This window comes from Xanthomonas sp. NCPPB 3570 (genome assembly GCF_056725115.1).
Genome location: NZ_CM161513.1, coordinates 1194550 through 1219900, shown reverse-complemented (window position 1 = coordinate 1219900; position 25351 = coordinate 1194550). Strand labels below are relative to the sequence as shown.

Genomic DNA, 25351 nt, shown 5'->3' with positions numbered 1-25351 from the left:
CATTCCTGCCGGTCACGGACTTGTATGGCCCGGCGCTTGCATCACCGCGGCCGTGCGCAACCTTCGCTGAAGCCCTGGCCCTCCTACCGGCAGTTCCGACAGCTATCCGACACCGGCAACCCGACCATGCCCCCACTTTCCCGCCATCCCTGGCCGCTTTCGTCGACCATGATCAGTACGCCCCTGCGATTGTCCGCTGCGGCGGCGCCCGACCTCGGCGCGCGCCGGTACTTCTATCTCTCCCACCTCTGGGTGCCGCTGGCGCTGGTGCTGCTGGCCAGCACGGCGCTGATGGGCCTGGGCGGGGATTTCTGGATCGCCGACCTGCTGTATCGCTGGGAAGGCGGCCAGTGGGCACTGAAGGATGCGGCGCTGACCCGTAGCCTGATCCACCACGACGGCAAGATGCTCAGCGCCGCGGCGTGGGCGGTGACCGCCGCGCTGGCGGTGTGGGCCTGGCGCCGTCCCGATGGCCGCCGCTACCGGCTGCCGCTGCTGTACCTGCTGCTGACGGTGGCGCTGAGTACCGGTGTGGTGTCGCTGCTGAAGTCGGTGACCCACATGGACTGCCCCTGGGACCTGACCCGCTATGGCGGCGAGCGGATCTTCGTGGGCCTGTTCGAGACCCGCCCGGCGGGCATGCCGCGCGGGGTATGCTTCCCCGCCGGTCATTCCAGTGCCGGCTATGCCTGGGTGGGGCTGTACTTCGTCGCGTTGGCGCTCAAGCCGGCGTGGCGTTGGCCAGCGCTGGCGATCGGCCTCGGGGGAGGCTTGCTGTTCGGTCTCGGCCAACAGCTGCGCGGCGCGCATTTCATGTCGCACGACCTGTGGACGCTGGCCCTGTGCTGGGGCGTGGCACTGGGCCTGTACCGGGCGATGCTGTGGCCGCGCGCGACCTCGCCGCAGGCCGATCGACGCCCTTCCACCACCAACGATGCCGCCGCATGAGCCGATCCGTCGCACCGCCCTCGCCGTCCACCGCATCCCGTGCTCGCTGGTGGGCCTGGCGTCCGCAGTTGAGCAACGAGATGTTGGCGCTGGCGGCCAGCGCGTTCTTCGCCCTGGCCTGCAACGGCATGTTCTGGCGCAGCGCGATGAGCGGCCACGGCGGCGACGTCAAGCTGGCGCTGTCGCTGTTCCTGCTGCTGCTGGCGGTGCACGGCCTGCTGCTCGGCCTGCTGCTGTGGCGCGGCATCGCCAAGCCGGTGCTGACGGTGCTGCTGATCACCACCGCGTTCGCCGCGCACTACATGAACAGCTACAGCGTCTACCTGGACGCGGACATGCTGCGCAACGTGCTGGCCACCGACCACAAGGAATCGCGCGAGCTGATGACCCCGGCGCTGATCGCGCCGCTGCTGTTCTACGCGGCGCTGCCGATCCTGGTGCTGTGGCGGGTGCGGCTGATCCGGCGTTCGCCGCTGAAGGCGCTGGCGATCCGCGCAGGTTTCCTGGTCGGCATGCTGGCGCTGGGCGGCATCGGCGCGATGCTCTCGTTCCAGGACCTGTCGGCGATGATGCGCAATCATCGCGAGATCCGCTACTTGGCCACGCCGATCAACTACCTGGTCGCGCTGCGGCAGAACTTCAAGTCCGACAGCCCCACGCGCAAGGCGCCGAAGCTGCCGCTGGAACACGATGCCAAGGCCACCGCGCGCGCACCGGGCAGCAAGCCGCGGCTGCTGGTGGTGGTGCTGGGCGAGACTGCCCGCGCGCAGAACTGGGGCCTCAACGGCTATGCGCGGCAGACCACGCCGGAGCTGGCCAAGCGCGACGTGATCAACTTCCCCGACATGCACTCCTGCGGCACCAGCACCGAGGTGTCGGTGCCATGCATGTTCTCGCCGTTCGGCCGCCACGACTACAACGAGAGCAACATCCGCAAGCACCAGTCGCTGCTGCACGTACTCGAGCACGCCGGCATCAGCACGCTGTGGCGCGACAACCAGTCCGGCTGCAAGGGCGTGTGCGACGGCCTGCAGATCCAGCACCTGGACGACGCCAAGGATCCGCAGCTGTGCAAGGACGGGCGCTGCATGGACGAGATCCTGCTGCAGGACCTGGCCGCGCAGGTGCGCGCCAAGCCCGGCGACCGCGTGGTGGTGCTGCACCAGCTCGGCAGCCACGGCCCCAGCTACTTCGAGCGCTACCCGGCCGCGTTCCGCCGCTTCACCCCGACCTGCGACACCGCCGACCTGGGCAACTGCAGCCGCGAGCTGATCACCAACGCCTACGACAACTCGCTGCTGTACACCGACCACCTGCTGGCGCGCACCATCGACACGCTGCAGGCCATGCCCGACTACGACACGGCGATGCTCTACCTCTCCGACCACGGCGAGTCACTGGGCGAGAAGGGCCTGTACCTGCACGGCGTGCCCTACGCGATCGCGCCGCAGGAGCAGACCCACGTGCCGATGGTGATGTGGTTCTCGCCGGGCTTCGCCAGCGCGCGCGGCCTGGACCTGGCCTGCCTGCAGGCGCGGTCGCGCCGCTACGCCGACCAGGACAACCTGTTCCCGTCGGTGCTGGGCCTGATGCAGGTCAGGACCGGCGTCTACGACCGCTCGCGCGACCTGTTCGCGCAGTGCAGCAAGCCGCAATGATCGGCCGTCCACGCGCCGCCACGGCGTGACCGGACACCGCGGCGCGGCCAGGGACGCGCCGCCCGAACTTGCGGCGGTGCGGGCGGGCCACTAGCCTTCCGGGCAATCGCCCTGCAAGGATTCGCCGTGACCCTCCGCTCTCCGCTGCTCGCGCTGTGCCTCGGCGCGAGCCTGCTGACGCTGTCCGCCTGCCGCAAGGAACCCGCGGCCGACACCGCCGCCCCCGCCGCAGCGCAGCCCGAGGGCGAAAGCGCCGATCAGTTCGTCGCCCGCATCAACGAGGAATACCGCGCGCTGTTGCCGGAACTGACCGCGGCGCAATGGCTGTCGGCGACCTACATCAACGGCGACAGCGAGCGGCTGGCGGCCAGGGCCAATGCGCGCTGGCTGACCACGCTCAACGGCTGGATCGCGCAGGCGCGGCGCTACGACGGCAAGCCGATGTCGGCCGACAGCGCCCGCGCACTGCGTCTGTTGCAGCAGATGACCGCGATGCCGGCGCCGCGCGATCCGGCGCGGCTGGGCGAACTGGCCGCCCTGGCGACGAAGATGGAAGGCGCCTACGGCGCCGCGTCCTACTGCACCGGCGAGGGCGACGCGCGCCGTTGCCGGCAGTTGGGCGAACTGGAGGACGTGCTGCGCCGCAGCCGCGACTACGACCAGCAACTGGATGCCTGGCAGGGCTGGCACGCCGCCGTGCAACCGATGCGCAAGGACTACCAGCGCTTCGTCGAGCTGGTCAACGAAGGCGCGCGCGACATGGGCTACGCCGACACCGGCGCGCTGTGGCGCAGCGGCTACGACATGCCGCCCGCGCAGCTCGCCGCCGAGACCGACCGGCTGTGGACCCAGGTCAAGCCGCTCTACGAACAGTTGCACTGTTACACGCGCGGCAAGCTCGACGCCGAGTATGGCAAGGACAAGGGCGAACTGGCTGGCGGCCTGCTGCCGGCGCACCTGATGGGCAACATGTGGCAGCAGGACTGGAGCAACCTGTGGGACCTGCTGCAGCCCTACCCCGGCGCCGGCAGCCTGGACATCACCGACGCGCTGGAGCGGCAGTACCAGGGCAACCTGAGCGCGGCACTGACGCGGCGCAACGGCGACACCTCGCCGGAAGCGCGGTTCATGGCCCAGCGCGAGGCGCAACTGCTCAGCGCGCGGCAGATGACCGAGCGCGCGCAGGATTTCTACACCTCGCTGGCGATGCCCAAGCTGCCGGACAGCTACTGGACGCGCAGCCAGTTCATCAAGCCGCTGGACCGCGACGTGGTCTGCCACGCCAGCGCCTGGGACATGGACATGGCCGGCGACGTGCGCACCAAGATGTGCGTCAAGCCGACCGAAGAGGACTTCACCACCATCTACCACGAACTCGGCCACGTCTATTACGACCTGGCCTACAACCCGCTGCCGCCGCTGTTCCAGGGCGGCGCCAACGACGGCTTCCACGAAGCCATCGGCGACACCGTGGTGCTGGCGATGACCCCGCAGTACCTGCATTCGATCGGCCTGGTCGACGCACCGCAGGTCGGCCGCGAGGCGCTGATCAATGCGCAGATGCGCATGGCCCTGAGCAAGGTCGCGTTCCTTCCGTTCGGGCTGATGATCGACCGATGGCGCTGGGGCGTGTTCGACGGCTCGATCGCCCCGGACCGCTACAACCAGGCCTGGTGGGAGCTGAAGGCCAGGTACCAGGGCGTGGCACCGGCGACACCGCGCGGCGAGGACTTCTTCGACCCCGGCGCCAAGTACCACGTGCCGGCCAACACGCCGTACACGCGTTACTTCCTCTCGCACATCCTGCAGTTCCAGTTCTACAAGAGCCTGTGCGACGCCGCCGGCTACAAGGGCCCGCTGTACGAGTGCACCTTCTACGGCAACAAGGAAGCCGGGCAGAAGTTCTGGTCGATGCTGCAGCGCGGCGCCAGCCAGCCCTGGCAGGCCACGCTCAAGGAACTGACCGGCAACGAGCGCATCGACGCCGGCCCGCTGCTGGAGTACTTCGCACCGATGCAGGAGTGGCTCAAGCAACAGAACCAGGGGCGGATGTGCGGGTGGGAGGCATCTGCGGCAACGCGACCCACTGCAGTGCCGGCGCAGAAGCAAGGTTGACGCGGCGCGGCGGCCGCAACGCCGAAGCGCAGCCGTCAGGACAGACCATGCAGGTAAGCGCGCAGGGGAGATGCGGGGCGTACAGATCAGTCAGGCTGGCAAAGAAGCCGCGACATGCCTGAAGTGCTCATCGCGTCCGTGCAGATACCTGCTGCGCCTCGCTGTCGGCCTGCGGCAAAGCGAGCGCCGCCCCGCCTTTGGCGGGTGAGGCGATCGCCTCTTCCGGTCGCGATGGCGCCACAGAGAGATCGACCTTCACCCGGAACCCCGGCGTATACCCTTCGATCCAGGCACTGCAGCCGTCGACCACGACGTGCTTGATCTGCTCGGGCCGCGTCATGCCGTCGCGCTGGGCCTGCGCCGCGGCATGCCTCAGCGTGGCATCCGGCGTGGCGGCCGGGAATCGCGCCTTGATGGCACGAAACAGCGGGTCTTCGTCGCGCACTGCCGCCCCTTGCTCCGGCACCTTCAACGGCACATGCCAACCCTGCGGCGCGTGGGCGTCCTTCTTCGGCAGATGCAGCCGCTGCATGTGCTCCGACCATTCCGGCGCACCGATGCCCTGCCGGCCTTCGCCCGGCGGCAATGGCCCGCGCAGCTCGTTGACGGCGTCATCGGCCAGCCCGCGCACGCCGCGCGCCAGAAGCGTGGTGCCGATCCGCATGGACTCGACATCCTCGCGGTACCTGCCGATCATCGGCGCGTCCTGCGCGGCGCGCTGATGCGCCGCCGGGTCTTCCAGCACGGACCGGTCGGGCCGCCCGTTGCCATCCACCGGCAGGAAGTTGTGCATGCGGTGCGACTCGACGATCAACCCGCCGACCGCACTGAAGGGGTTGCGTGCGTCCCAGCCGCCCTTGCTGTTGTCGTAGCCGGCGCGCTGCAGCGTAGCGACTTCCTCGGGCGTGGCGTAGATGCGGACCTGACCGTAGTGCCGGCTGGCCGCGCTGACGGGATCGCCGGCCATCACGTGGTTGATGACATCGGTGCCGCCTTCGGGAATGCGGCGGTCCAGGGTCACCGCGCCGTAAGCGTTGAAGGTTTCGCCCTTCAGGCCGAAGTGGTGCGCCGTCACCTGCGCGAGGTCGCCGCCCAGGGAGTGACCAGTGACAACGACAGGCGGAACCCTTCCATGCTCGCCTATCTTCTCGGCATATTGCACGGCTTCGCGCGTGAACTCGATGGCGTCATTCACCTGCCTATTGTGCCGCGTAGCGACCATGCCGCCATCGGCCGCAAGACCATCTTGCAACGGCTGACGATCGAATTCGGTCCCGCGATGCGCGACAACCAACTCACCGGTATTCACTCGCTGGTAAAGAATGCCTTGATAGCCGGAAGGTCGATCCACGTATGCAAGGCGCCGGTAGAACTCTCCACCGATTTCAATGGTGGCGCTCTTCGGCCCAAACTCATTCGGCTTCGAATAAACGTCGTATGCGAGGGTTGCGTACTGTTGACTGGTCAACGTCATGGGGCCACCCGCTCTGCTTTGAGCGTGATCTTGAACAGGTTCTTGCGAGCCTCTTCGTCGAAATCTTCCGCATTGCGCTGACCGATATCCTGGAAATCATCCATATCCTCCTTGGGATAGCGGCCCTTCCAGAAGTAGGTGACCTTCGACCGGGACTCGATGATCTCTGGCCTCTCAAGACTGGGAGAGAAATTCGTCTCCTGCTGCTTGCCTGTTGCCTTCAATCCGATGACGATGCCATTGATCCTCCAGTGGCAGATACCCTTACCGTAGTAGTCAGCATCCACCATCCCATCGGTATAGATCGTAGTGACATAGGTGTTGACATCGATCTTCGCAAAAGCCGCAGGGATATGATCGTCCTTGCGTTTTGTCCACACGCCTTCAAGCGGTTCTCCTGGCGTGCATTGTTCGTAGTTGCTCATCTGGTAAACAGCGGCAGCATCCACGAATCCAAACGGCCCCGGCGCGTCCTCAATCGTCATCGTGATCCGATAGGCCTGCGTCGGATGCGGATTCTTGCGATACACCGGGTCACCATGGGCGTCGACATGAGGATTGGCGGCATTCTCCGAGGTGGTGTTCATCGGGTTGCATCCTGTCAACAACATCAGAATGGGAAAAGCGCAGAGGATCTTGGCTTTCACGGAATGGGTCTCAGGCCACGATGGTGCGCCGCGCGGCATGCTCGGCGGCAGCGAGGGCGTCGGTCAGCCGGCGACAGCCATGGCGCACGTGCAGGCGCTGCATCAGCAACAGAGCGATCAACATCAGCAACGACAGACCCATTTCCGGCACCCGGATGAAGAGCGGCAGCGAACCGGGCAGCGCGACGGCCGCCAGCGCGGACAACCACATCAGCAGGGTCATCCCGGCTACCTGCAGGATGGCATGGCACAACTGCCTGGACTGCACCGTGCGCTTGCCACCGGAGCGCAGGCGCCACCAGGCGCGCGACGCGCGCACGACCAGCAGCGCCAGCATGCCCACCATGCCCAGTTGCAGCAGAGCACCCAACACCGCCAGCGCCTGGGCCATCAGCAGCGCCGCGCCGCCCGCATGACGGTAGGCCAGCGCAGCCATCCCGGCGGTGAGCAGCAGTGCAAGCAGCGCCGTGGTCAGCAGCGCACTCGTGCGCCGCACGCATAGCTGCCACTCCTTCGACCACAGCACGTGGGACATGTCACTGCTCCTGCATCGACCAAGTCAGGGAACGGCAGCGCTGTCCCGCACCACGGAAGAGCGCGGCGTCGCCGCCGCTGACCCCACCTTCCCGCTCGTGAATGCATGGGGGCAGACACGCGCATACAACTCCGACGAGTACGCGTTGTAGCAGTACGGGTTGGTGACAGTGAACGCTCCCGTGGCCGGATTGATCGGCGCCCAGCAGTCGCTGGGCACACCAATCGTGCAGAAGAGGAAGGGATCGTTGTTGTAGTACGGAATGAACTCATAGTAGCCGTCAGTCTGCGCCGACGAGGGCAACGCCATCACTGACAGCAGCGCCAGGGGAAACAATCCACGCTTCTTCACGACCCTTTCTCCTTGATGGGTTGCCAATCTTCCAGCCCCGCTTGATGCCAGGCATCAATAGCGCTTGAAAACCGCCTTGGAACATGCGGTGTAGATGACTTTGCATTGCATGCCGGTGACCGCGCGATTCTCCCGCTCGCAACGCTCCATCGCGACACCGCTGGCTGCTTCTTCGTCGCCTGCCGCGGCGAAACTTGTCGGCCCGTCGAGGTACCCCCTTCCCCCCACTTGTGGCTCCGCGACGGCAGCGCACTGGTTCTTGTAGACAAAGCCAATCCTGCAATCCTTTACGCCATTGGAGACGCATCGTTTAAGCGCGTCAGCCTCCGCCTCGGATTTCGACGCTTTGCCTGTCGTCACCCCAAAGCTGTTCCAGCCGTCGCCAGCGCCCATCGCAATGGCGCCCCAGGTCTTGACCCAGTAGCCAGTCGGCCGGGGAGATCCCTGCGGGACCGCTTGGCTCTGCGGTATCGGAGCGCAACCGGCCGCGCCCTGGCCTCCGATTGGATACTGCCCAGCAGGGCATCCACCTTCGGCCAAGGCACTTCCGCAAAGTAGCATCAGAGGAAACAGGAAAATTGGAGACATCACGGCCACTCACGCCACAGCAAATGCCAGTCAATACTTTTCAAAAAAAGGCGTCGAGCATGCCTTGTATGAAACTTCACAATGAGCGCCAGCGTTCTCTCGCGCGCATTTCTCGAGAGCCCTGCTTTCAGCAAGCTCTACTGTCGCACTACCAACAGCCACCACATTACCGCTAATTTTTCCATCTTCGCCAATTGGCTCTGAGAGTACAGCACACTGATTGAAGTAACTTAGAAGGACTTCGCAGCCTGTTGCGCCTCGCTTCGCACATCGCATCACAGCGTCAGATTCCGCTTCCGCCTTGGTTTTTTTCCCAACAGGCACACCATAATTCGGCACGCCATCAACCATACCCATCGCAATCGCCCCCCAAGTCTTAATCCACCTTCCTGCAGGTTGATTTGACTGTTCCACAGCGCCTGACTGAGGTATCGGAGCGCAGCCCGCCGCCCCCTGACCCCCAATGGGATACTGACCGGGGGGACATCCTCCTTCCGCGTGAGCTCCATGCGCCGCAGCCATCAGGAAGCAAAGCATTAGAAACTTGAAGCGCATAACCTCCGCCTCCAAACACCTCTCAGAATTTCTCAAATATCTGCTCAGTGCATGCCTTATAAACTACTTTACACTGATCCCCTGGATTCCTTCGCTCACAGGCGGCTTGCGCCGCCTCTGCAGCTTTCCCAATTTTCGCATCGCCAAAAAACTGCACATTCCCCAGCAAGTTTGGCTTTCCGTTTATCTGAGGCTCACCTACTGCAACGCACTGATTAAAGTAAGCCAAACCAATTTGACAATCTTTTTCCCCATGCTTGGAACAGCGCGCCATGGCATCATTTTCCGCCTCTTCTTTAGAGCGCTTACCACTACTTACGCCATAGTTACGCACAAGATCCACTGAACCCATGGCAATAGCGCCCCAAGTTGGGATCCATCTGCCGGTAGGCCGCGGCGACTCAACTGAAGTGGACTGCTGATAGCCCGGAATTGGCGCGCAACCAACAGCTCCTTGACCGCCCACGGGATATTGCCCCGAAGGGCAATTACCTTCTGCACAAGCCACCAAAGGAAAATAAAAAAAAAGCAGACACAATGATATAAAACCTAATTTCATAATAAAAACTCCACTTCCAATAACTCAAGTAAAGTTACTATCCTTGGAACTGGCCAAGCCCCGAGATCCTGCTGGCGCTTGTGAAGTCGGTCCGGTTCCTCGCACTCCCTGCATGTTTGCAGCAGTGCCGCCATTCAATTCAGAAGAAGCCTGGGTACTATTGCTTGGAACCCTTAAAGGCGAATAAGACCCCGGCGGCTGCCCCTGTGGCCCCGGCGAAGACGCAGTCGCAGGGCCGAAGGCCGTGTAGGTCATGAACGTGCCCATGTTGCCTTGCCAGACCGCCGCCGCGATCGTGGGTACCGTGACGATCAGCACCGTCATCAGCAACCCGATCCCGCCCTGCTGCAGCGCCTGGGACGACAGGCCTTCGGCGTTGGCCAGCGGAATGAACTTCATCGCCCAGTACGCTGCCGCCACCTTGGCGGTGAACTTCAAGACCATCGCCGACACCACCGACAGCATGGACATCGAGAACAGCGTGCCGATCACGTAGAACAGCCACTTCCGGAACAGGTCCTTGGTCTGGTCGAACATCAGGAAGAAGATGAAGATCGGGCCGATGCCCACCAGAAATGCCATGGTGAACTTGAACAGCAGCAACATCGCCCCCGCCGCCATCGGCGGGCTGGCCGTGCCGAAGCTGGCCAGCAGCATCGAGCGCCCCTTCTTCTCGATCGATTCGGGATCGTTGGCATCCACACGCACTGCATCCAGCGCCGACAGGGCCAGCTGCGTGTACTTGAGGTTGTCGTCGATCGAGTCGGCCGCGCTGCTGGTGTCGTCGCCCGTGAACAACCCATGGATCTCCTTGTCCAGGTTGTCGGTCATCGTCTTGTGCAGCGCCGCGCCGTTCGCGCCCAGGGTCGAGGCGATCATCAGGATCACCGCGACCTTGGCCGCCTTGACCATCGTCGCCATGGCCGACTCGCGCGACTGCCCGGTCGCGATGCGGTAGCCCTGGATCAGGACCCAGAACGTGGTCGCGGTCAGCGCGATCACGCTCACCCAATGCATCGCCCGGCGCATCAGCTCCAGGCCGAAATCGGCGATCTCGTCGGTGAAGTAGTTGTTCACCAGGCGGAAGAACAGGAAGTCCCCCAGATTGGCGTCCGCCAACGGTTGCATCCAGTGCGTGGCGGTGTCGAAAAGTCCGTTCATGCTGCGTGCCTGCCCGATGTCCTGTGCTGTGTTGGAGTTGCCTGTGCCGTCACTTCGACAGCGCCCCGGCGAGCACACCCGCCTGGATCACCTGCCCCAGGATGTTCTTGTTGCCGTCCAGCGCGCGCCGTGCCAGCCGCGACTGGTCGTCCTTGAGCGCCACGATGTAGGCGTCGTAGGCCTTCATCTTCGCCTGCCAGTAGTCCAGGTCCATGGCGTTCTGGGCGACGAAACGCTGCACTTCGTTGTCGTTGGCGGCCAGGGCGCCCTGACTGGTCTTTACGCTGTCGCGCTGCGCCTGCACCTGCTTGAACTGCTCGTTGCGCTGGATCAGGCGCTTGAGCATGCGCACCGTCTCGTTGTACTGGGCGTTCTTCGCCATCACGATGCGCGCGCAGACCTTCATCTGCTCGTCGACCGCGCTGCCGTTCATGTCCGGCGCCAACGCCTTGAACTGGCTCATCAGCCGGTCGATGCCGCTCTGGCTCGCGCCCGGGCAGCTGTCCTCCAGGCCGTAGTCCTGGGGCCGCTCCGGAAAGGTGTCGGCCATGGTGGAATCACCGAACTGCAGCCGCTGCAGCTTGATGAGCTGCTGCTGGTAGTGCTCCAGCTGCATCTGGTACTGCTTGATCGTCTCGCTCCAGCGCTTGGCCTGCTCGGCGTATTCCTGCAGCGCCTTGGCCATCGACATCGGGTCGTTGACGATCCACGTCGCGTTGGCGGGCGCAGCGACGAGGCAGGCGGCGAGCGCGACACCTGCGAACAGGCGCGAGAAGCGGTGGCGACGGGTCGAGGGGTGGGTCATGGCGGTCTCGGCAAGTCTGGTGCGATACAGGGGGTGGCGATCATCGCGGCGACTGCACGGCGGCAGGCGGCGACGAACCGCCGTCAGCGGCCGCAGCGCGGCCACTGGATGGTCGGGTTCGGGAGCCTGCTGCGGCCATCGTCCTTGATGCGCGGATGCGTCAGGTGGCGCGGGACTCTTGCATGAAGTGCATTCCATTTCCACCGCCCCATGCGGCCCCGTAGGGAGGCGTATTCAGTAAAGCCAGGCACGCCAATGGTTTCGCCGATCGGGGTAGGAAAACTCCGACATTGCGTCGCGGCATGTCCCGAGCCTGGCAGCGATGCCGTCACCGCCGGTTTTGCGCAGCCAGATCCGCGCCAGCCCGCCTCAGCCGACCGCGATGCGACCGCTCAGTCGTCGGCGAGCCGCGCCCAGCGCTCGTGGTCGCGCCAGACCCCACCGATGCGCAGGTAGCGTGGCGAATAGCCTTCGCGGCGGAAGCCGGCGCGCTGCGCCAGGGCCAGCGAGCGGGCGTTGTCCGGCTGGATGTTGGCCTCCACCCGGTGCAGGCCCAGTTCGGCGAAGGCGTACGCCACGCACAGGCGCAGCGCATGCGTCATCAGCCCGCGGCCTTCGCAGCCGGCCATGGCGTGGTAGCCGAGATAGGCGCTCTGGAAACAGCCGCCGACCACCTGGCTGAAGGTGAACAGGCCGGCGAGCGCGCCGCTGCTGCGTTCGCGCGCCAGCAGCGCGATGTTGCTGCCGTCCAGGGTCTGCGCGTACCAGGCCTCGAAACCGGGCACGTCGGTGAACGGATAGCTCCACGGGTGATGCAGGGCGACGCTGGCGCGGTGCGCCTGGATCAGCGCGATGCCGTCGCGGCGCCGCACCCGCGCCAGCGACACGGCCTCCTGCGCAGCCTGGCCCGCGCTCTGGCCCATGGTCTCAGGCCGGGGCCGCCGCGCCGTCGTCGCGGCGCATGACCTGGGCGTGGCGCGTCTTGAACTCGTCGAAGCTCAGGCCCTGCGCGTGCGCATCGGCGTGCGCGGCGTCCTTCAGCGCGTCCGAGTACATCAGCCGCACCGGCGTGCCGGCGCGTTCGTGCAGTTCCGCCGCCTGCATGATCAACGACAGCACCTGCGCGGCGCTCTCGCTCTGGCCGGCGATGCGCCCGTCCATGCCCAGCACCCACTCGCCGTCGCGGCGCACGATACCGGCCAGCAGCGTGCGCTGCTGGTCGCGCAGTTCCGCATGCGGCTCGATGGGCGCGGCCGGCGCGGCGTCCTCGGCACGGTGGCGCAGGCGCTCGGCCAGCTTCTTGCGCAGATCGCGGCGCTGCTTGGACTGGATGGACATGCGGTTTCCTCAACGATGACCCGACGACGATAGCCCAACCGCGACGCCGCTCACAGCGGGTCCGCCGGTTCCAGCCGCGGCACCTGCGCGTCCGGCCGCGGCAGGCGCTTGCCGCTGCGCCTCTCCCAGCGCCAGAAGCCCCAGCCAAGCAGGAAGAACGCGCCCGAACCCAGCGCCAGGTGCAGCGCATGGCCGCTGAGCAGCGGCGACAGCACCCCGGCCACCAGCACGGTCACCATCAACTGGGTGAAGGCCTGCAGCGACGAGGCCAGCCCGCGCTGGCGCGGGTACATGTCCAGCACCGCCAGCGCCAGGATCGGGAAGATCAGCGCAGTGCCCAGGCCGGCGAAGAAGATCGGCAGCACCGCCCACGGCAGCGCGATCGCCGGCGTCAGCGCGGTGTAGGCGATGTTACCGGCCATCGACAGGCCGCAGCAGACGAAGCCGAAGCGCACCTGGCGCATCGGCCCCAGCCGCCCGGCCATGCGCCCGGACAGGAACGCGCCCAGGGTCATGCCGCCAATGGTCGGCAGGAACAGCCAGGCGAAGTCGCGCTCGGTCTTGCCCAGCAGGTCGATCATGAACACCGGCGCCGAGGCGATGTACAGGAACACCCCGCCGAAATTGAACGCACCGGCCGCGGCCAGGCGCTGGAAGCGCGGATTGAGCGCGATGCCGATGTAGTCGCGCAGCAGCGTACGCGGCGCCAGCGGCGTGCGCGCCTGCGGCGGATGCGTCTCCGGCATCCAGCGCAGGGTCGCCACCAGCAACAGCGAGGAGAAGCCGACCAGGAACCAGAAGATCAGTGGCCAGCCGCGGCCGCTGCCCAGGATCCAGCCGCCGATGACCGGCGCGATCGCCGGGGCGATGCCGAAGATCATCGACACCTGGCTCATTAGCCGCTGCGCGTCGTCGCCGTGGAACAGGTCGCGGATCACCGCACGGCCGACGATCATGCCGACCCCGGCCGACACGCCCTGCAGCGCGCGGAACGTCAGCAGGGTCGGCAGGTCGCGCGACAAAGCGCAGCCGGCCGAGGCCAGGATGAACACGATCAGGCCGGCGACGATCACCCGCCGCCGCCCCAGCGCGTCGGACAGCGGCCCGTGGGCCAGGCCCATCAGCGCGTAGGCCAGCAGGTACACGCTCACCGTCTGCTGAATCGCCACCGGATCGGCGTGCAGGCGCTGCGCCAGCTGCGGGAACGCCGGGAAGATGGTGTCGATGGAGAACGGGCCGAACATCGCCAGCCCGGCCAGCAACAGGGCCATGCGGCGTGTGGACACGGACGGGAGCGTCATGGGGAGATCATCCTGAAAAGCCGGCCGCGGCGGCCGCAGGACCGGCGCACGCGCGACGACGCCGTCCGGCATGGACGGGCGCGAGAGAAGGGAGTGCGGGCATGATACGCGCAGCCGCCGCCGGCGCGCATCCGCCACGGCTTGCCCATTCAGCCTGGCGTGGGGGGCGAACCGCCCGCCGTGGGCGGCGCCGGCCACGCTATAATCGCGGCGCAGCAAGGTGGGAGAAGCGGGGCGACCCGCTGCCGAAGGCGCAAACGCCCGTAATCGCTCAGGCCCGATACCACCCGCACCAAGACTCTGGAGAGACCGGTCAAACCCGGCGCCGAAGGGGCACGAAGCGCAGCGCCAGCCGCCGCTTCCAAACTCTCAGGCAAAAGGACAGAGGGGCATTGGGAAGACACGCGCTTCCCGTCGATCGTGCCCGCCGCTGCGGTCCGACGACGGTCTTGCGCGCGTCCCCGCCTCCTCGTGCCTTCCTCAGCCGGACGACTGCCATGTCTCACACCTCTTCGCTGCGCGACCTCGAACACCACTGCGCCTTCATCGAGCGCCACATCGGCCCGAACGACGCCGAGATCGCGCACATGCTGCGCACCGTCGGCCACGACTCGCTGGAGGCGATGACCGACGCGATCGTGCCGGGCAACATCAAATCGCCGGCCGCACTGGCGCTGCCCGATGCCGTCACCGAGGAGGAGGCGCTGGCCAAGATCCGCGCCATCGCCGACAAGAACACCGTGTTCCGCAGCTTCATCGGCCAGGGCTACTACGGCACCCACACGCCGAAGGTGATCCTGCGCAACATCCTCGAGAACCCGGCCTGGTACACCGCCTACACGCCGTACCAGGCGGAGATCTCGCAGGGCCGCATGGAAGCGCTGATCAACTTCCAGACCATGTGCGCCGACCTCACCGGCATGGAGATCGCCAACGCCTCGCTGCTGGACGAAGCCACCGCCGCGGCCGAAGCGATGACCCTGGCCAAGCGCTCGGCCAAGTCCAGGTCCGACACCTTCTTCGTGCACGACGCGGTGCACCCGCAGACCCTGGAGCTGCTGCGCACGCGCGCCGAGCCGCTGGGCATCGTGCTGCGCGTGGGCACCCCGGAGGAAGCGCTGCAGGCCGAGTGCTTCGGCGTGCTGCTGCAGTATCCGGACAGCTTCGGCCACATCGGTGACCACAAGGCCCTGGCCGACGCGGTGCATGCGCAAGGCGGCCTGGTCGCGGTCGCCACCGACCTGCTCGCGCTGACCCTGATCGCCGCGCCCGGCGAATGGGGCGCGGACATCGTGGTCGGCAATTCGCAGCGCTTCGGCGTGCCGTTCGGCTTCGGCGGCCCGCACGCCGCGTTCATGGCCTGCCGCGACGCCTACAAGCGTTCGATGCCGGGCCGCCTGATCGGCGTGTCGATCGACGCCGCCGGCAACCCCGCCTACCGCCTCACCCTGCAGACCCGCGAGCAGCACATCCGCCGCGAGAAGGCCACCTCCAACATCTGCACCGCGCAGGTGCTGCTGGCGGTGATGGCCTCGATGTACGCGGTGTACCACGGCCCCGAGGGCCTGGTGCGCATCGCCCGCCGCACCCACCGCCTGGCCGCGATCCTCGCCGCAGCGCTGCGCGGTGCCGGCGTCGCCGTCGGCGAGCGCTTCTTCGACACCCTGCACGTCACCGGCGTCGATGCCGAGGCCATCCATGCCAAGGCGCGTGCGGCCGGCATCAACCTGCGCGCGATCGACAGCGCGTCGCTGGGCATCAGCCTGGACGAGACCGCCACCCGCGCCGACGTGGTCGCACTGGCGCAGTTGTTCGGCGCGCAGGCCGACGTGGACGCGCTCGACGCCGCCACCGCCGATGCGCTGCCGCCGCAGCTGCTGCGGCACAGCGCGTTCCTGCAGCACCCGGTGTTCAACACCCACCACAGCGAGCACGAACTGCTGCGCTACATGCGCGCGCTGGCCGACAAGGACCTGGCGATGGATCGCACCATGATCCCGCTGGGGAGCTGCACCATGAAGCTCAACGCCACCGCCGAGATGATCCCGGTGACCTGGCCGCAGTTCGGCGCGATCCATCCGCTGGCCCCGGCCGAGCAGAGCGTCGGCTACAAGCAGCTGATCGACGAACTGGAAGCGATGCTGGTCGAGTGCACCGGCTACGACGCGGTCAGCCTGCAGCCCAACTCCGGCGCGCAGGGCGAGTACGCCGGCCTGCTGGCGATCCGCGCCTACCACCGCGCCCGCGGCGAAGGCCATCGCGACATCTGCCTGATCCCCGAATCGGCGCACGGCACCAACCCGGCCTCGGCGCAGATGTGCGGCATGACCGTGGTGGTGACCAAGTGCGACGGCAACGGCAACGTCGACGTCGCCGACATCCGCGCCAAGGCCGAGAAGTATTCCGACCGTCTGGCCGCGCTGATGATCACCTATCCGTCCACCCACGGCGTGTTCGAGGAAGACGTGGTGGCGATCTGCGAAGCGGTGCACGCGCACGGCGGCCAGGTCTACACCGACGGCGCCAACATGAACGCGCTGGTCGGCCTGGCCAAGCCGGGCAAGTGGGGCTCGGACGTGTCGCACCTGAACCTGCACAAGACCTTCTGCATCCCGCATGGCGGCGGCGGCCCCGGCGTCGGCCCGTGCGCGGTGAAGGCGCATCTGGCGCCGTATCTGCCGCGCACCCTCGGCGGCGAGGGCGACGTCGGCATGGTCTCGGCGGCCAGTTTCGGCTCGGCCTCGATCCTGCCGATCAGTTGGATGTACATCACCATGATGGGCAACAGCGGGCTGCGCAAGGCCACCCAGGTCGCGCTGCTCAACGCCAACTACATCGCCAAGCGCCTGGCGCCGTACTACAAGACGCTGTACACCGGCCGCAACGGCCTGGTCGCGCACGAGTGCATTCTCGACGTGCGCCCGCTGGAGAAGACCAGCGGCATCGGTGCCGAGGACATCGCCAAGCGCCTGATCGACTTCGGCTTCCACGCGCCGACGCTGAGCTTCCCGGTCGCCGGCACGCTGATGGTGGAGCCGACCGAGAGCGAATCGCAGCACGAGCTGGACCGCTTCATCGACGCGATGATCCAGATCCGCGAGGAGATCGCCGCGATCGAGGACGGCCGCCTGGACCGCGAGGACAACCCGCTCAAGCACGCCCCGCACACCGCCGCGCAGGTCACCGCCAGCGAGTGGACCCACGCCTACCCGCGCGAACTGGCCGCGTTCCCGCTGCCGACGCTCAAGCAGCAGAAGTACTGGCCGCCGGTGGCGCGCGTGGACAACGTGTACGGCGACAAGAACGTGATGTGCGCATGCATTCCGGTGGATGCGTACAAGGAAGACGCGGTGGTCTGAGCCGCGTTCTCGTTCGACGCTGCACCCGAGACCCAGCCTCGTGCGCGAGACTGGGTTTTTTTTATGCGTGCGCAGCGCGCGTACCGCAGTAGACAAGTGCGCGCGATGCGGCGCGTTGCACGGCTCGTTCACGCCGCGCCGCCCAGGATCGGGATTGCACTGCAGCCCGCGTGTCCGCGCGTCGGTCTCTCAGCACCCTCCCCGTCCGTCGCCTCCCGGAGCGATCTTCCATGGCCAGCCGCAAGCGCACGCCCAGCGATTCCGCATCGTCCACCGCCCCCGCTCCCACCTCCACCGCCGCCCCTGCCGACCAGCGCGGCCACGGCGACGAACTGCACCAGCAGGCCGGCGGCACGCATCCGCCGCTGACCACCAACCAGGGCATTCCGGTCGCCGACAACCAGAACTCGCTGCGCGCCACGCCGCGCGGGCCGACGTTGCTGGAAGACTTCATCCTGCGCGAGAAGATCACCCACTTCGACCACGAGCGCATTCCCGAGCGCATCGTGCACGCGCGCGGCAGCGCCGCGCACGGCTACTTCGAGCTGACCGCCTCGCTGGCCAAGTACACCACCGCCAAGCTGCTCACCGAGGTCGGGGTGAAGACCCCGGTGTTCACCCGCTTCTCCACCGTCGCCGGCGGCGCCGGCTCGGTGGACACGCCGCGCGACGTGCGCGGCTTCGCGGTCAAGTTCTACACCAAGGAAGGCAACTGGGATCTGGTCGGCAACAACATCCCGGTGTTCTTCATCCAGGACGCGCTGAAGTTCCCCGACCTGATCCACTCGGTGAAGATGGAACCGGACCGTGGCTTCCCGCAGGCGGCCAGCGCGCACGACACGTTCTGGGACTTCGTCTCGCTGATGCCCGAATCGCTGCACATGATCATGTGGGCGATGAGCGACCGCACCATCCCGCGCTCGCTGCGCATGATGGAAGGCTTCGGCATCCACAGCTTCCGCCTGCTCGACGCGGAAGGGCGCAGCACTTTCGTCAAGTTCCACTGGCGGCCCAAGCTCGGCCTGCAGTCCACGATCTGGGACGAGGCGGTGAAGCTGGCCGGCGCCGATCCGGACTTCCACCGCCGCGACCTGTTCGAGGCGATCCAGCGCGGCGATTTCCCGGAGTGGGAACTGGGCGTGCAACTGTTCACCGAGGAACAGGCCGACGCCTTCCCGTTCGACCATCTCGACGCCACCAAGCTGATCCCCGAAGAGCTGGTGCCGCTGCAGATCGTCGGGCGCATGGTGCTGGACCGCTGGCCGGACAACTTCTTCGCCGAGACCGAGCAGGTGGCGTACTGCCCGGCCAACATCGTGCCCGGCATCGATTTCTCCAACGACCCGCTGCTGCAGGGCCGCCTGTTCTCGTACCTGGACACGCAGCTCAGCCGCCTGGGCGGGCCCAACTTCCACCAGTTGCCGATCAACGCGCCGAAGTGCCCGTTCGCCAACATGCAGCGCGACGGCCACATGCAGATGGGCGTGCCCAAAGGCCGCGTCGCCTACGAACCCAGCTCGCTGCAGGCCGACAGCCCGCGCGAGACCGCGCGCGGCTTCGTCAGCCACCGCACCCAGCCCGACGATGGCGCCAAGGGCCGCGTGCGCGCCGAGAGCTTCGCCGACCACTACAGCCAGGCGCGGCTGTTCTACCGTAGCCAGACGCAGCCGGAGCAGGCGCATGTGGCCTCGGCGCTGGTGTTCGAGCTGTCCAAGGTCGACACCGCGCACGTGCGTGAGACGGTGGTCGGGCATTTGCGCCACATCGATCCCAAGCTGGCGCAACGCGTCGCCGACGGCCTGGGCATGGACAAATTGCCGCCGGCACCACCGGCCGCGGTCGCGCCGCAGGACATGCCGCTGTCGCCGGCGCTGCAGCTCATCGGCCGCATGAAGCCGACCCTGCAGGGCCGCGCGATCGGCATCCTGATCGACGAGGGCTCGGACGCGAAACTGGTGCGCGACCTGCGCAAGGCCGCCACCGACGCCGGTGCCGCGGTCAAGATCGTCGCGCCCAAGCTGGGCGGCGCCATCCTCAGCGACGGCAAGCGGCTGGCCGCCGACGGCCAGTTGGCCGGCACGCCGTCGTTCGTGTTCGACGCGGTGGCGGTGGTGCTGTCGGCCGAGGCCGGCAAGCGGCTGAGCAAGGAGTCGGCGGCCATCGACTTCGTCAGCAACGCCTTCGCCCACCTCAAGGCCATCGCCGCCGACGCCGGCGCGCAGCCGCTGCTGAAGGCCGGCAACGTGCAGAAGGATGCCGGCGTGGTCGAGGCCGGCGACAGCAAGGGCTTCGTGACCGCGGCCAAGACCCGCCAGTGGAGCCGCGAGCCGAAGCTGCGCCTGCTCGCCTAAGCCCGGGCCAGGCCAGACGGGTCCGCCCTGGCGCCGCATGGGTGTGGCGCCAGGGCGATGGCACCAAGGAGGGGGGAAGCGCCCCCTCCAGGACGCCCCCGCGGCGCCCCAAAAAAAGCCTGGTCAATTTTTCGCCACCCCTCTTGACACTGTTGTGTCACGGGCCGGCGTCGGTGTTATCCACACCTTTATGCAGAAGTCATCCACACCCCCTGTGGACAACGGGGCACGGCCGCCCTCACCTTGCCCAGACAAGCAAGTGATTGATTCAGAAGAAAAAGGACTGTCACAGGCTTGACAAGAAGCGAGCGAGCGGCTTCTGCACGGCCGGTCGGCGGGCGCGGCGGCAAAAACTTATCCCGAACTCGGGGGCGGCGTGTCTACAACCACCCGAGGTGAAGCGGGTGTGAAATTTTCACGTGTCGACGACGGACGGCTGACAGGCGTCCAACAGGCCCAGCCGCACCGGCCGACGGCCATGGTCCGGGAAGCACCAACACAGCGAAGATGCTGCACTGCGGCACCACCGCAAGGCATCAAGGCCCCGCGGCACCCGACCGCCGCTCTGGTCGGCCCGCCACGCGACCCGCGCCCATCACCTGTCCCGATGCCCGCATGAACCGGCGCGCGCGCTCAGGCCAGCACGTCGCCGTCGGCCGCCGGCAGCAACGCGTCGGCCAGGCGGCGTTCCATCTGCTTGAGATAGTCGCTGAAGCCACCGCAGGCACGCGCCACCCGCCGCGCGCTGGTGACCACCGCCGGCTGCGCGCGCCGCGCGATCCGCGCCTGCGCGCACACCAGCGCCTCCACCAGCGCCACGTCCTCGTGCGCGGCCAGCGGCAGGAAGCCGCCGCAGCGCCGGTACAGCTCGGCGCTGACGCCGAGGTTGGCGCCATGCACGTGCGGGTGGTCGTCCTCATGGCACTCGCCGGCCAGGTACGCCTCGCGCAACGTGGTGTCGTAGTCGGCCCAGTCGTTCACCGTGACGATGCCGCAGAACGCATCGCTGGCGCAGTCCAACTGGGCCGACAGCCAGTTCGCCGGCACCACCGAGTCCGCATCGGTACAGGCCAGCCAACGCGCGCCGGCAGCCAGCGCCGCCTGCGCCGCCGCCGCCCGCGCGCTGCCGACATTGCCGCTCTGCAGCGCAATGGCGTGCGCGCCATGCGCGGCGACGATGCCGGCCGTACCGTCGCTGCAGCGGTCCAGGGCGACGAACACCTGCACCGCCTCGCCGCGCAGGCCCGCGCATCGCGCCGCATGCGCCACCGAGCGCAGGCAGGCGCCGATCAGCGCCTCCTCGTTGTGCGCCGGGATCAGCACCGCGATCACCGCAGGCGCTCCGCCGCGGCCACCGAATACGGCGTGGCGCTCCAGGCGTCGAGCACCACGTCCTCGTCCTCGTAGCGCAACAGCCGCGGCAGCTCCAGGCGCTGCGCCAGGCAGGCGTGCACCGCGCGCCCGTCCATGCAGGCCTCGGCGAACGGGTGCAGCCAGTGGCAGGCAACCAGCACGCCCTGCTCGCTCAACGAGGCGCGCAGGCGCTGCGCGCATTCCTGCAACTGCGGCAACGGCAGGTAGTAGCCGACCTCGCTGAACACGATCAGGTCGAAACGGCCCGGCGGCCAGGTGCGCGGATGCTCGGCCTGTTGCACCTGCACGTGCGCCGTGGCGGCATTGCGCTGCGCGGCCAGGGCCACCGCGCGCTCGGAGAGGTCGGTGGCCAGCAGCGCATCACAGCGCGGCGCCAGCGCCGCAGTCAGTTCGCCGTTGGAGCAGCCGACCTCCCAGGCACGCGCGAAGCGCGCACGCGGCAGGCTGGCCAGCAGCAGCGCGCGTTTGCGCGCTTCGTACCAGCGCTCGCGATAGCCGAACGGATCGTCGTCGCGGTAGAGGGCGCCGAAATAGGCCTGGACCGAACTCATGCGACAAAGACCTCGAAGCGGCGTGCGAACCGTTGCAGGACCTGCGGCGGCAGGATCGGCGCCGGCACCGTTGGTTGCGCGGTACCCAGCTGCGAGGCGAAGCACTGCAGCGCGTCCTGCTTGGCCTGCCAGTCGGCATCGTTCAAGGCATAGCGGACGGCGCCGCGCAGGGCCTGCGGCGCGGTGTCGGCCTGCAGCCAATGCCAGGCCCAGACCGGGAACTCGAGCAGCCGTGCGTCGGCGGCGGCGACGGCCTGCCGCACCGCACGTGCACTGGCCTCATGGTCGGGATGGCCATCGCGGTGCCAGGTGGTCAGCACCAGGTCGCCCGCGCGCAACTGCGCATGCAGGCGTTCGGCCAGCACCGTCTCCTGCGCGCCGACCTGGCCGTCGCCCAGACCCAGGTGACAGATCGCGGCAGGATCGGCGCCCAGGCGGCCCATGGCCGCGGCGAGTTCGGCGCGCCGCACTGTGCGCAGGCGCTGCGGCGTCCAGTACGGATCGTGCGGATAGCAGGCTTCGCCGTCGGTCACCGCAATCAGTTGCACGGGGATGCGCAACCGGCGCGCACAGGCGATCGCGCCGCCACAGCCCAGCGCTTCATCGTCCGGATGCGGCGACACCACCAGCAACCGCGCGGCGCCCGCGATCAGGTCCTCGATCGGTCGCTGCGGCAACGCGGCCAGCCAGGACGAACGCTGCCACGCCGACTCCGGCGTGCCGTCGCCATGGATCTGCGGCTGCGGCACGCTCACAGCCGCCATGGCCGCACCTGCTCGCCCAGCGCCTGGCCGAGTGCAGCCCAGTCGTGCTCGGCATGGCTCTGCCGCACGAATACCGCCAGATCCGCGCAGCGCATGGCGTGTTCGCGGTCGCTGCACAGCGGCGCCGGGCCGAGCGCGCGTCCGACGCGATCGAGCACATCGGTGGCGGCGCGTTCCACGAACGAACGCACCAGGACCACCGCGTGCCGATGCGCCTGCTCGGGCGCGGCATCGATGGCGGTCGCCAGTTCGCGCAGCAACGCGCGCGCGGCACCGAGCTGCTGGTCGATCACGCCCAGGTGCATTGCCGCATGCGCATCGCGCTGCAGCTTGGGATGTGCGCGCAGGCGCTCGGCCACCACGCTGGCGGCTCCATACCAACAAGCGGCGATCCCGGCGCCGCCATGCCAGAACCCAGGCCGTTGCAGATACTGCCCCGGCGCGCCGATCGCCAGCGCCGGCACCGCATCGAAGGTCACCGGCCCGCTGACCACGCGGGCCATGCCGACCGCGGCCCAGGCCTGCGCATCGATGGCGATGCCGGGCTGGCGCAGTTGCACCTGCACCAACTGCTGCCGCTCCGCGTCGTGCGCGGTGACGAGCGCCTGGTCGACGATGCCGGCGCCGGAACACCAGGCCTTGCGGCCAAGCACCTCGCCGCGCTGCGCATCGCCACGGTAGGCCAGGCGCGCGTCCGGCGCCTCTGCAGCCCATACGGCGAACAGCTGCCCGGGCGGCGGTGCCGGCGCGCCCAGTTCGGCGAGGATCGCCTGCGCGTCGTAATGCGCTTCCAGCACCTTGGCAAGGCACACGTCGACCGCGGCGATCTCGGCCAGGATCCGCCAGCGGTCCAGGGTGTCACCGCCGCCAGGCAGCGGCAAGCGTGGGTAGCGTGCCAACGCATGCAGCGCGGCACCGTGTAGGTCATCGACATCGCCAAGGGCGATGGGGGAACGCAGTTCGGTCAAGCGGATCCTCTGTGCGAAGGCGCCAAGCAAGCTGCCGAAAGCTGCAATGCGGAGCGTCCGAGGTGAAAGGTGGCGTGAATCACAACAGCCTGCATGCGCACGCAGCGTGTGCGCATCGCACAGCGATGTGCACACGCATGAAGCATTCATCGCCAACGCGTTGCCCTCGCCTACCGATGCGGTGTGCGAGGGCGTGGCGCGGGCTTACGGCGTCAGGATCACCTTGCGGCAGTCCTGCTCTTTCTTGTCGAAGATCGAATAGCCCTGCGCGGCCTCGGCCAGGCTCAGGCGATGGGTGATGATCTCGTTCGGGCGCAGCCGGCCCTCGCCAATGTGCTCCAGCAGTTCGGGCATGAAACGCTGCACGTGGGTCTGGCCCATCTTGAAACTCAGCCCCTTGTCGAAGGCGTCGCCGAACAGGAAGCCATGGATGAAACCGGCGTACACGCCCGGCACGCTGACGGTGCCGCCGCGGCGCGTGGCGGCGATGCACTGGCGCAATGCGGTGCCGCTGCTGCCTTCCAGCTTCAGCGTGGCCATGACCGTTTCCACGGTGCTGCCCTTGGCCTCGAAGCCCACCGCATCGACGCTGGCGTCCACGCCGCGGCCGTCGGTCTGGCCGACGATGATGTCGGCCGGGTCGTCGATCTCCTCGAAGTTCAGCGGGATCACCCCGTAGGTGCGCTGGGCGAAGTCCAGCCGATACGGGTAGCGGTCGACCATGAAGATGCGCTCGGCGCCGAGCATGCGGCAGCAGGCCGCGGTCATCAGCCCGACCGGGCCGGCGCCGAAGATCGCCACCGTGCTGCCCTGACGCACGCCCGCATTCACTGCGGCCTGATAGCCGGTGGGCAGGATGTCGGAGAGGAACAGCACCTGTTCGTCATGCAGCACGTCCGGCACCACCAGCGGGCCGACATTGGCTTTGGGCACGCGCACGTATTCGGCCTGGCCGCCGGCCACGCCGCCGTACAGATGGCTGTAGCCGAACAGGGCCGCCGGTGGGCGGATGCCCTTCTGGTTCAGCGCTGCGCCCTTGCCGGTATTGGTGGTCTCGCAGGCGGCGTACTCGGTCAGGCGGCAATGGAAGCACTCGCCGCAGGCGATCACGAACGGGATCACCACGCGGTCGCCCTTCTTCACCCGCTGCACGTCCGGGCCGACCTCCTCCACCACGCCCATGAACTCATGCCCGAGCACGTCGCCGGTGTGCAGGTCGGGAATCTTGCCGCGGTACAGATGCAGGTCCGAACCGCAGATCGCGGTGGCGGTGACGCGCAGGATGATGTCGTCGGTCTCGACCAGCACCGGGTCGGGAACGGTTTCCACGCGCACGTCCCGGGTGCCGTGATAGGTCAGAGCTTGCATGGGTAGTTCCTTTCGTCTGCGAACACGTGACTGCAGTGTTGCCGTCGATGCCGTGCAACGTCGGTGACCATGCCGTGAGTCCGACGTCGCGACCGCGGCGCGCGCCTTGCGGGCAATGCCCTGCGTGCATGCGCGGCCGCTGCATTACCATGCGCCGTCCCCCACTGCGAGCCGACGCCCATGCCCGACAGCCTCCACGACCTGCAAGCCGCCCAGCGCGCCTTCGCCGACGCCCGCGACTGGGGTCAGTTCCACAGTCCGCGCAATCTCGCCGCGGCGCTCTCGGTGGAAGCGGCGGAGCTGCTGGAGCATTTCCAATGGCTGGACGATGCGCAGAGCCGCCAGCTTTCTGAAGAAAAAAAGCAGCAGGTCGGTAGCGAGATCGCCGACGTGCTGCTGTATCTGGTGCAGTTGTGCGACAAGCTGCAGATCGATCCGATCGAGGCCGCGCAACGCAAGATGCTGGCCAACGCCGTCAAGTATCCGGTGGAGCTAGCCAAGGGGCGCATCACCAAGTACACCGAGCTATAGGGGAGCACGAGGCGGCTGCCGCGCGACGATGCAGCAGCAAGCCCCCTCTA

General features: G+C 67.4%; 23 protein-coding genes and 1 riboswitch. Of the genes, 6 read left to right on the top strand and 17 right to left on the bottom strand.

Annotated elements, in window-relative coordinates; all coding sequences use genetic code 11:
- The first annotated feature begins 168 nt into the window (after positions 1-168).
- The 3 genes from AC1PLR_RS05455 (at position 169) to AC1PLR_RS05445 (ending at position 4721) form a co-directional block, all read left to right on the top strand.
- The gene (locus AC1PLR_RS05455) at positions 169-948 is read left to right on the top strand and encodes a phosphatase PAP2 family protein (protein ID WP_481102914.1); all 780 of its coding nucleotides are present in this window, start codon (positions 169-171) and stop codon (positions 946-948) included.
- Positions 945-2606: a phosphoethanolamine transferase gene (locus tag AC1PLR_RS05450; RefSeq protein WP_481102913.1), complete on the top strand. Its 1662-nt coding sequence runs from the start codon at positions 945-947 to the stop codon at positions 2604-2606. The genes AC1PLR_RS05455 and AC1PLR_RS05450 overlap by 4 nt, the downstream gene beginning before the upstream one ends.
- 126 nt (positions 2607-2732) lie before the next feature.
- On the top strand, positions 2733-4721 hold the full coding sequence (locus AC1PLR_RS05445; protein ID WP_481102912.1) for a M2 family metallopeptidase: 1989 nt from the start codon (positions 2733-2735) through the stop codon (positions 4719-4721).
- Positions 4722-4848: 127 nt separating this feature from the next.
- Here the strand turns inward: AC1PLR_RS05445 and AC1PLR_RS05440 are convergent, their stop codons facing one another.
- The 12 genes from AC1PLR_RS05440 to AC1PLR_RS05385 form a co-directional block, all read right to left on the bottom strand.
- The gene (locus AC1PLR_RS05440) at positions 4849-6195 is read right to left on the bottom strand and encodes a Tle-like phospholipase domain-containing protein (protein ID WP_481102911.1); all 1347 of its coding nucleotides are present in this window, start codon (positions 6193-6195) and stop codon (positions 4849-4851) included.
- Positions 6192-6782 (bottom strand): hypothetical protein, encoded by a 591-nt coding sequence (locus AC1PLR_RS05435; protein ID WP_481102910.1) that lies wholly within the window; start codon positions 6780-6782, stop codon positions 6192-6194. Before AC1PLR_RS05435 ends, AC1PLR_RS05440 begins: the two co-directional genes overlap by 4 nt.
- Positions 6783-6852: 70 nt before the next feature.
- Positions 6853-7377 (bottom strand): hypothetical protein, encoded by a 525-nt coding sequence (locus AC1PLR_RS05430; RefSeq protein WP_481102909.1) that lies wholly within the window; start codon positions 7375-7377, stop codon positions 6853-6855.
- 24 nt (positions 7378-7401) lie between these two features.
- Positions 7402-7728, bottom strand: a complete 327-nt coding sequence (locus AC1PLR_RS05425; RefSeq protein ID WP_481102908.1) for a hypothetical protein — start codon at positions 7726-7728, stop codon at positions 7402-7404.
- Between the two features lie 54 nt (positions 7729-7782).
- Positions 7783-8121, bottom strand: a complete 339-nt coding sequence (locus tag AC1PLR_RS05420; RefSeq protein WP_244667380.1) for a DUF4189 domain-containing protein — start codon at positions 8119-8121, stop codon at positions 7783-7785.
- Positions 8122-8346: 225 nt separating this feature from the next.
- A complete protein-coding gene (locus AC1PLR_RS05415; RefSeq protein WP_481102907.1) occupies positions 8347-8673 on the bottom strand; it encodes a DUF4189 domain-containing protein in 327 nt (108 codons plus the stop codon).
- A gap of 220 nt (positions 8674-8893) precedes the next feature.
- On the bottom strand, positions 8894-9430 hold the full coding sequence (locus AC1PLR_RS05410; protein ID WP_481102906.1) for a DUF4189 domain-containing protein: 537 nt from the start codon (positions 9428-9430) through the stop codon (positions 8894-8896).
- Between the two features lie 24 nt (positions 9431-9454).
- Positions 9455-10591 (bottom strand): TrbL/VirB6 family protein, encoded by a 1137-nt coding sequence (locus tag AC1PLR_RS05405; protein ID WP_481102905.1) that lies wholly within the window; start codon positions 10589-10591, stop codon positions 9455-9457.
- A gap of 49 nt (positions 10592-10640) precedes the next feature.
- Positions 10641-11276: a hypothetical protein gene (locus AC1PLR_RS05400; RefSeq protein WP_481103532.1), complete on the bottom strand. Its 636-nt coding sequence runs from the start codon at positions 11274-11276 to the stop codon at positions 10641-10643.
- A 512-nt stretch (positions 11277-11788) separates the two neighbouring features.
- A complete protein-coding gene (locus tag AC1PLR_RS05395) occupies positions 11789-12319 on the bottom strand; it encodes a GNAT family N-acetyltransferase (protein ID WP_481102904.1) in 531 nt (176 codons plus the stop codon).
- 4 nt (positions 12320-12323) lie between these two features.
- Positions 12324-12734, bottom strand: a complete 411-nt coding sequence (locus AC1PLR_RS05390) for a hypothetical protein (protein WP_481102903.1) — start codon at positions 12732-12734, stop codon at positions 12324-12326.
- A 50-nt stretch (positions 12735-12784) separates the two neighbouring features.
- A complete protein-coding gene (locus tag AC1PLR_RS05385; protein WP_481102902.1) occupies positions 12785-14035 on the bottom strand; it encodes a multidrug effflux MFS transporter in 1251 nt (416 codons plus the stop codon).
- Between the two features lie 290 nt (positions 14036-14325).
- Positions 14326-14430: riboswitch (glycine riboswitch) on the top strand.
- A gap of 102 nt (positions 14431-14532) precedes the next feature.
- Between AC1PLR_RS05385 and gcvP the strand changes: the two genes are divergently transcribed.
- Both gcvP and AC1PLR_RS05375 read left to right on the top strand, forming a co-directional pair.
- Positions 14533-17394, top strand: coding sequence for an aminomethyl-transferring glycine dehydrogenase (gcvP, locus tag AC1PLR_RS05380; protein ID WP_481102901.1), 2862 nt, complete (start codon positions 14533-14535; stop codon positions 17392-17394).
- 230 nt (positions 17395-17624) lie between these two features.
- A complete protein-coding gene (locus AC1PLR_RS05375) occupies positions 17625-19745 on the top strand; it encodes a catalase (protein WP_481102900.1) in 2121 nt (706 codons plus the stop codon).
- A 633-nt stretch (positions 19746-20378) separates the two neighbouring features.
- Here AC1PLR_RS05375 and AC1PLR_RS05370 read toward each other — a convergent pair.
- The 5 genes from AC1PLR_RS05370 to AC1PLR_RS05350 form a co-directional block, all read right to left on the bottom strand.
- A complete protein-coding gene (locus AC1PLR_RS05370) occupies positions 20379-21077 on the bottom strand; it encodes a glycosyltransferase family 2 protein (RefSeq protein ID WP_481102899.1) in 699 nt (232 codons plus the stop codon).
- Positions 21074-21670 (bottom strand): class I SAM-dependent DNA methyltransferase, encoded by a 597-nt coding sequence (locus tag AC1PLR_RS05365; protein WP_481102898.1) that lies wholly within the window; start codon positions 21668-21670, stop codon positions 21074-21076. The genes AC1PLR_RS05370 and AC1PLR_RS05365 overlap by 4 nt, the downstream gene beginning before the upstream one ends.
- Positions 21667-22434: a PIG-L deacetylase family protein gene (locus AC1PLR_RS05360; RefSeq protein ID WP_481102897.1), complete on the bottom strand. Its 768-nt coding sequence runs from the start codon at positions 22432-22434 to the stop codon at positions 21667-21669. The genes AC1PLR_RS05365 and AC1PLR_RS05360 overlap by 4 nt, the downstream gene beginning before the upstream one ends.
- Positions 22422-23402, bottom strand: a complete 981-nt coding sequence (locus AC1PLR_RS05355) for an acyl-CoA dehydrogenase (protein WP_481102896.1) — start codon at positions 23400-23402, stop codon at positions 22422-22424. Before AC1PLR_RS05355 ends, AC1PLR_RS05360 begins: the two co-directional genes overlap by 13 nt.
- Before the next feature lie 204 nt (positions 23403-23606).
- On the bottom strand, positions 23607-24770 hold the full coding sequence (locus AC1PLR_RS05350) for a zinc-dependent alcohol dehydrogenase (protein WP_481102895.1): 1164 nt from the start codon (positions 24768-24770) through the stop codon (positions 23607-23609).
- Between the two features lie 180 nt (positions 24771-24950).
- On the opposite strand from AC1PLR_RS05350, the gene AC1PLR_RS05345 reads away from it, so the two are divergent.
- Positions 24951-25301: a nucleotide pyrophosphohydrolase gene (locus AC1PLR_RS05345; RefSeq protein WP_481102894.1), complete on the top strand. Its 351-nt coding sequence runs from the start codon at positions 24951-24953 to the stop codon at positions 25299-25301.
- Positions 25302-25351 lie beyond the last annotated feature (50 nt).

What these genes read in the sequence shown, in the direction of transcription:
- AC1PLR_RS05400 (WP_481103532.1), bottom strand. Translation starts at nt 11,276, where the DNA reads ATGGCCAAGGCGCTGCAGGAATACGCCGAGCAGGCCAAGCGCTGGAGC.
- AC1PLR_RS05420 (WP_244667380.1), bottom strand. Translation starts at nt 8,121, where the DNA reads ATGGGCGCTGGCGACGGCTGGAACAGCTTTGGGGTGACGACAGGCAAA.
- AC1PLR_RS05455 (WP_481102914.1), top strand. Translation starts at nt 169, where the DNA reads ATGATCAGTACGCCCCTGCGATTGTCCGCTGCGGCGGCGCCCGACCTC.
- gcvP (WP_481102901.1), top strand. Translation starts at nt 14,533, where the DNA reads ATGTCTCACACCTCTTCGCTGCGCGACCTCGAACACCACTGCGCCTTC.
- AC1PLR_RS05430 (WP_481102909.1), bottom strand. Translation starts at nt 7,377, where the DNA reads ATGTCCCACGTGCTGTGGTCGAAGGAGTGGCAGCTATGCGTGCGGCGC.
- AC1PLR_RS05450 (WP_481102913.1), top strand. Translation starts at nt 945, where the DNA reads ATGAGCCGATCCGTCGCACCGCCCTCGCCGTCCACCGCATCCCGTGCT.
- AC1PLR_RS05365 (WP_481102898.1), bottom strand. Translation starts at nt 21,670, where the DNA reads ATGAGTTCGGTCCAGGCCTATTTCGGCGCCCTCTACCGCGACGACGAT.
- AC1PLR_RS05360 (WP_481102897.1), bottom strand. Translation starts at nt 22,434, where the DNA reads ATGGCGGCTGTGAGCGTGCCGCAGCCGCAGATCCATGGCGACGGCACG.
- AC1PLR_RS05435 (WP_481102910.1), bottom strand. Translation starts at nt 6,782, where the DNA reads ATGAACACCACCTCGGAGAATGCCGCCAATCCTCATGTCGACGCCCAT.
- AC1PLR_RS05440 (WP_481102911.1), bottom strand. Translation starts at nt 6,195, where the DNA reads ATGACGTTGACCAGTCAACAGTACGCAACCCTCGCATACGACGTTTAT.
- AC1PLR_RS05390 (WP_481102903.1), bottom strand. Translation starts at nt 12,734, where the DNA reads ATGTCCATCCAGTCCAAGCAGCGCCGCGATCTGCGCAAGAAGCTGGCC.
- AC1PLR_RS05350 (WP_481102895.1), bottom strand. Translation starts at nt 24,770, where the DNA reads ATGCAAGCTCTGACCTATCACGGCACCCGGGACGTGCGCGTGGAAACC.
- AC1PLR_RS05345 (WP_481102894.1), top strand. Translation starts at nt 24,951, where the DNA reads ATGCCCGACAGCCTCCACGACCTGCAAGCCGCCCAGCGCGCCTTCGCC.
- AC1PLR_RS05385 (WP_481102902.1), bottom strand. Translation starts at nt 14,035, where the DNA reads ATGACGCTCCCGTCCGTGTCCACACGCCGCATGGCCCTGTTGCTGGCC.
- AC1PLR_RS05395 (WP_481102904.1), bottom strand. Translation starts at nt 12,319, where the DNA reads ATGGGCCAGAGCGCGGGCCAGGCTGCGCAGGAGGCCGTGTCGCTGGCG.
- AC1PLR_RS05375 (WP_481102900.1), top strand. Translation starts at nt 17,625, where the DNA reads ATGGCCAGCCGCAAGCGCACGCCCAGCGATTCCGCATCGTCCACCGCC.
- AC1PLR_RS05405 (WP_481102905.1), bottom strand. Translation starts at nt 10,591, where the DNA reads ATGAACGGACTTTTCGACACCGCCACGCACTGGATGCAACCGTTGGCG.
- AC1PLR_RS05415 (WP_481102907.1), bottom strand. Translation starts at nt 8,673, where the DNA reads ATGGGTATGGTTGATGGCGTGCCGAATTATGGTGTGCCTGTTGGGAAA.
- AC1PLR_RS05410 (WP_481102906.1), bottom strand. Translation starts at nt 9,430, where the DNA reads ATGAAATTAGGTTTTATATCATTGTGTCTGCTTTTTTTTTATTTTCCT.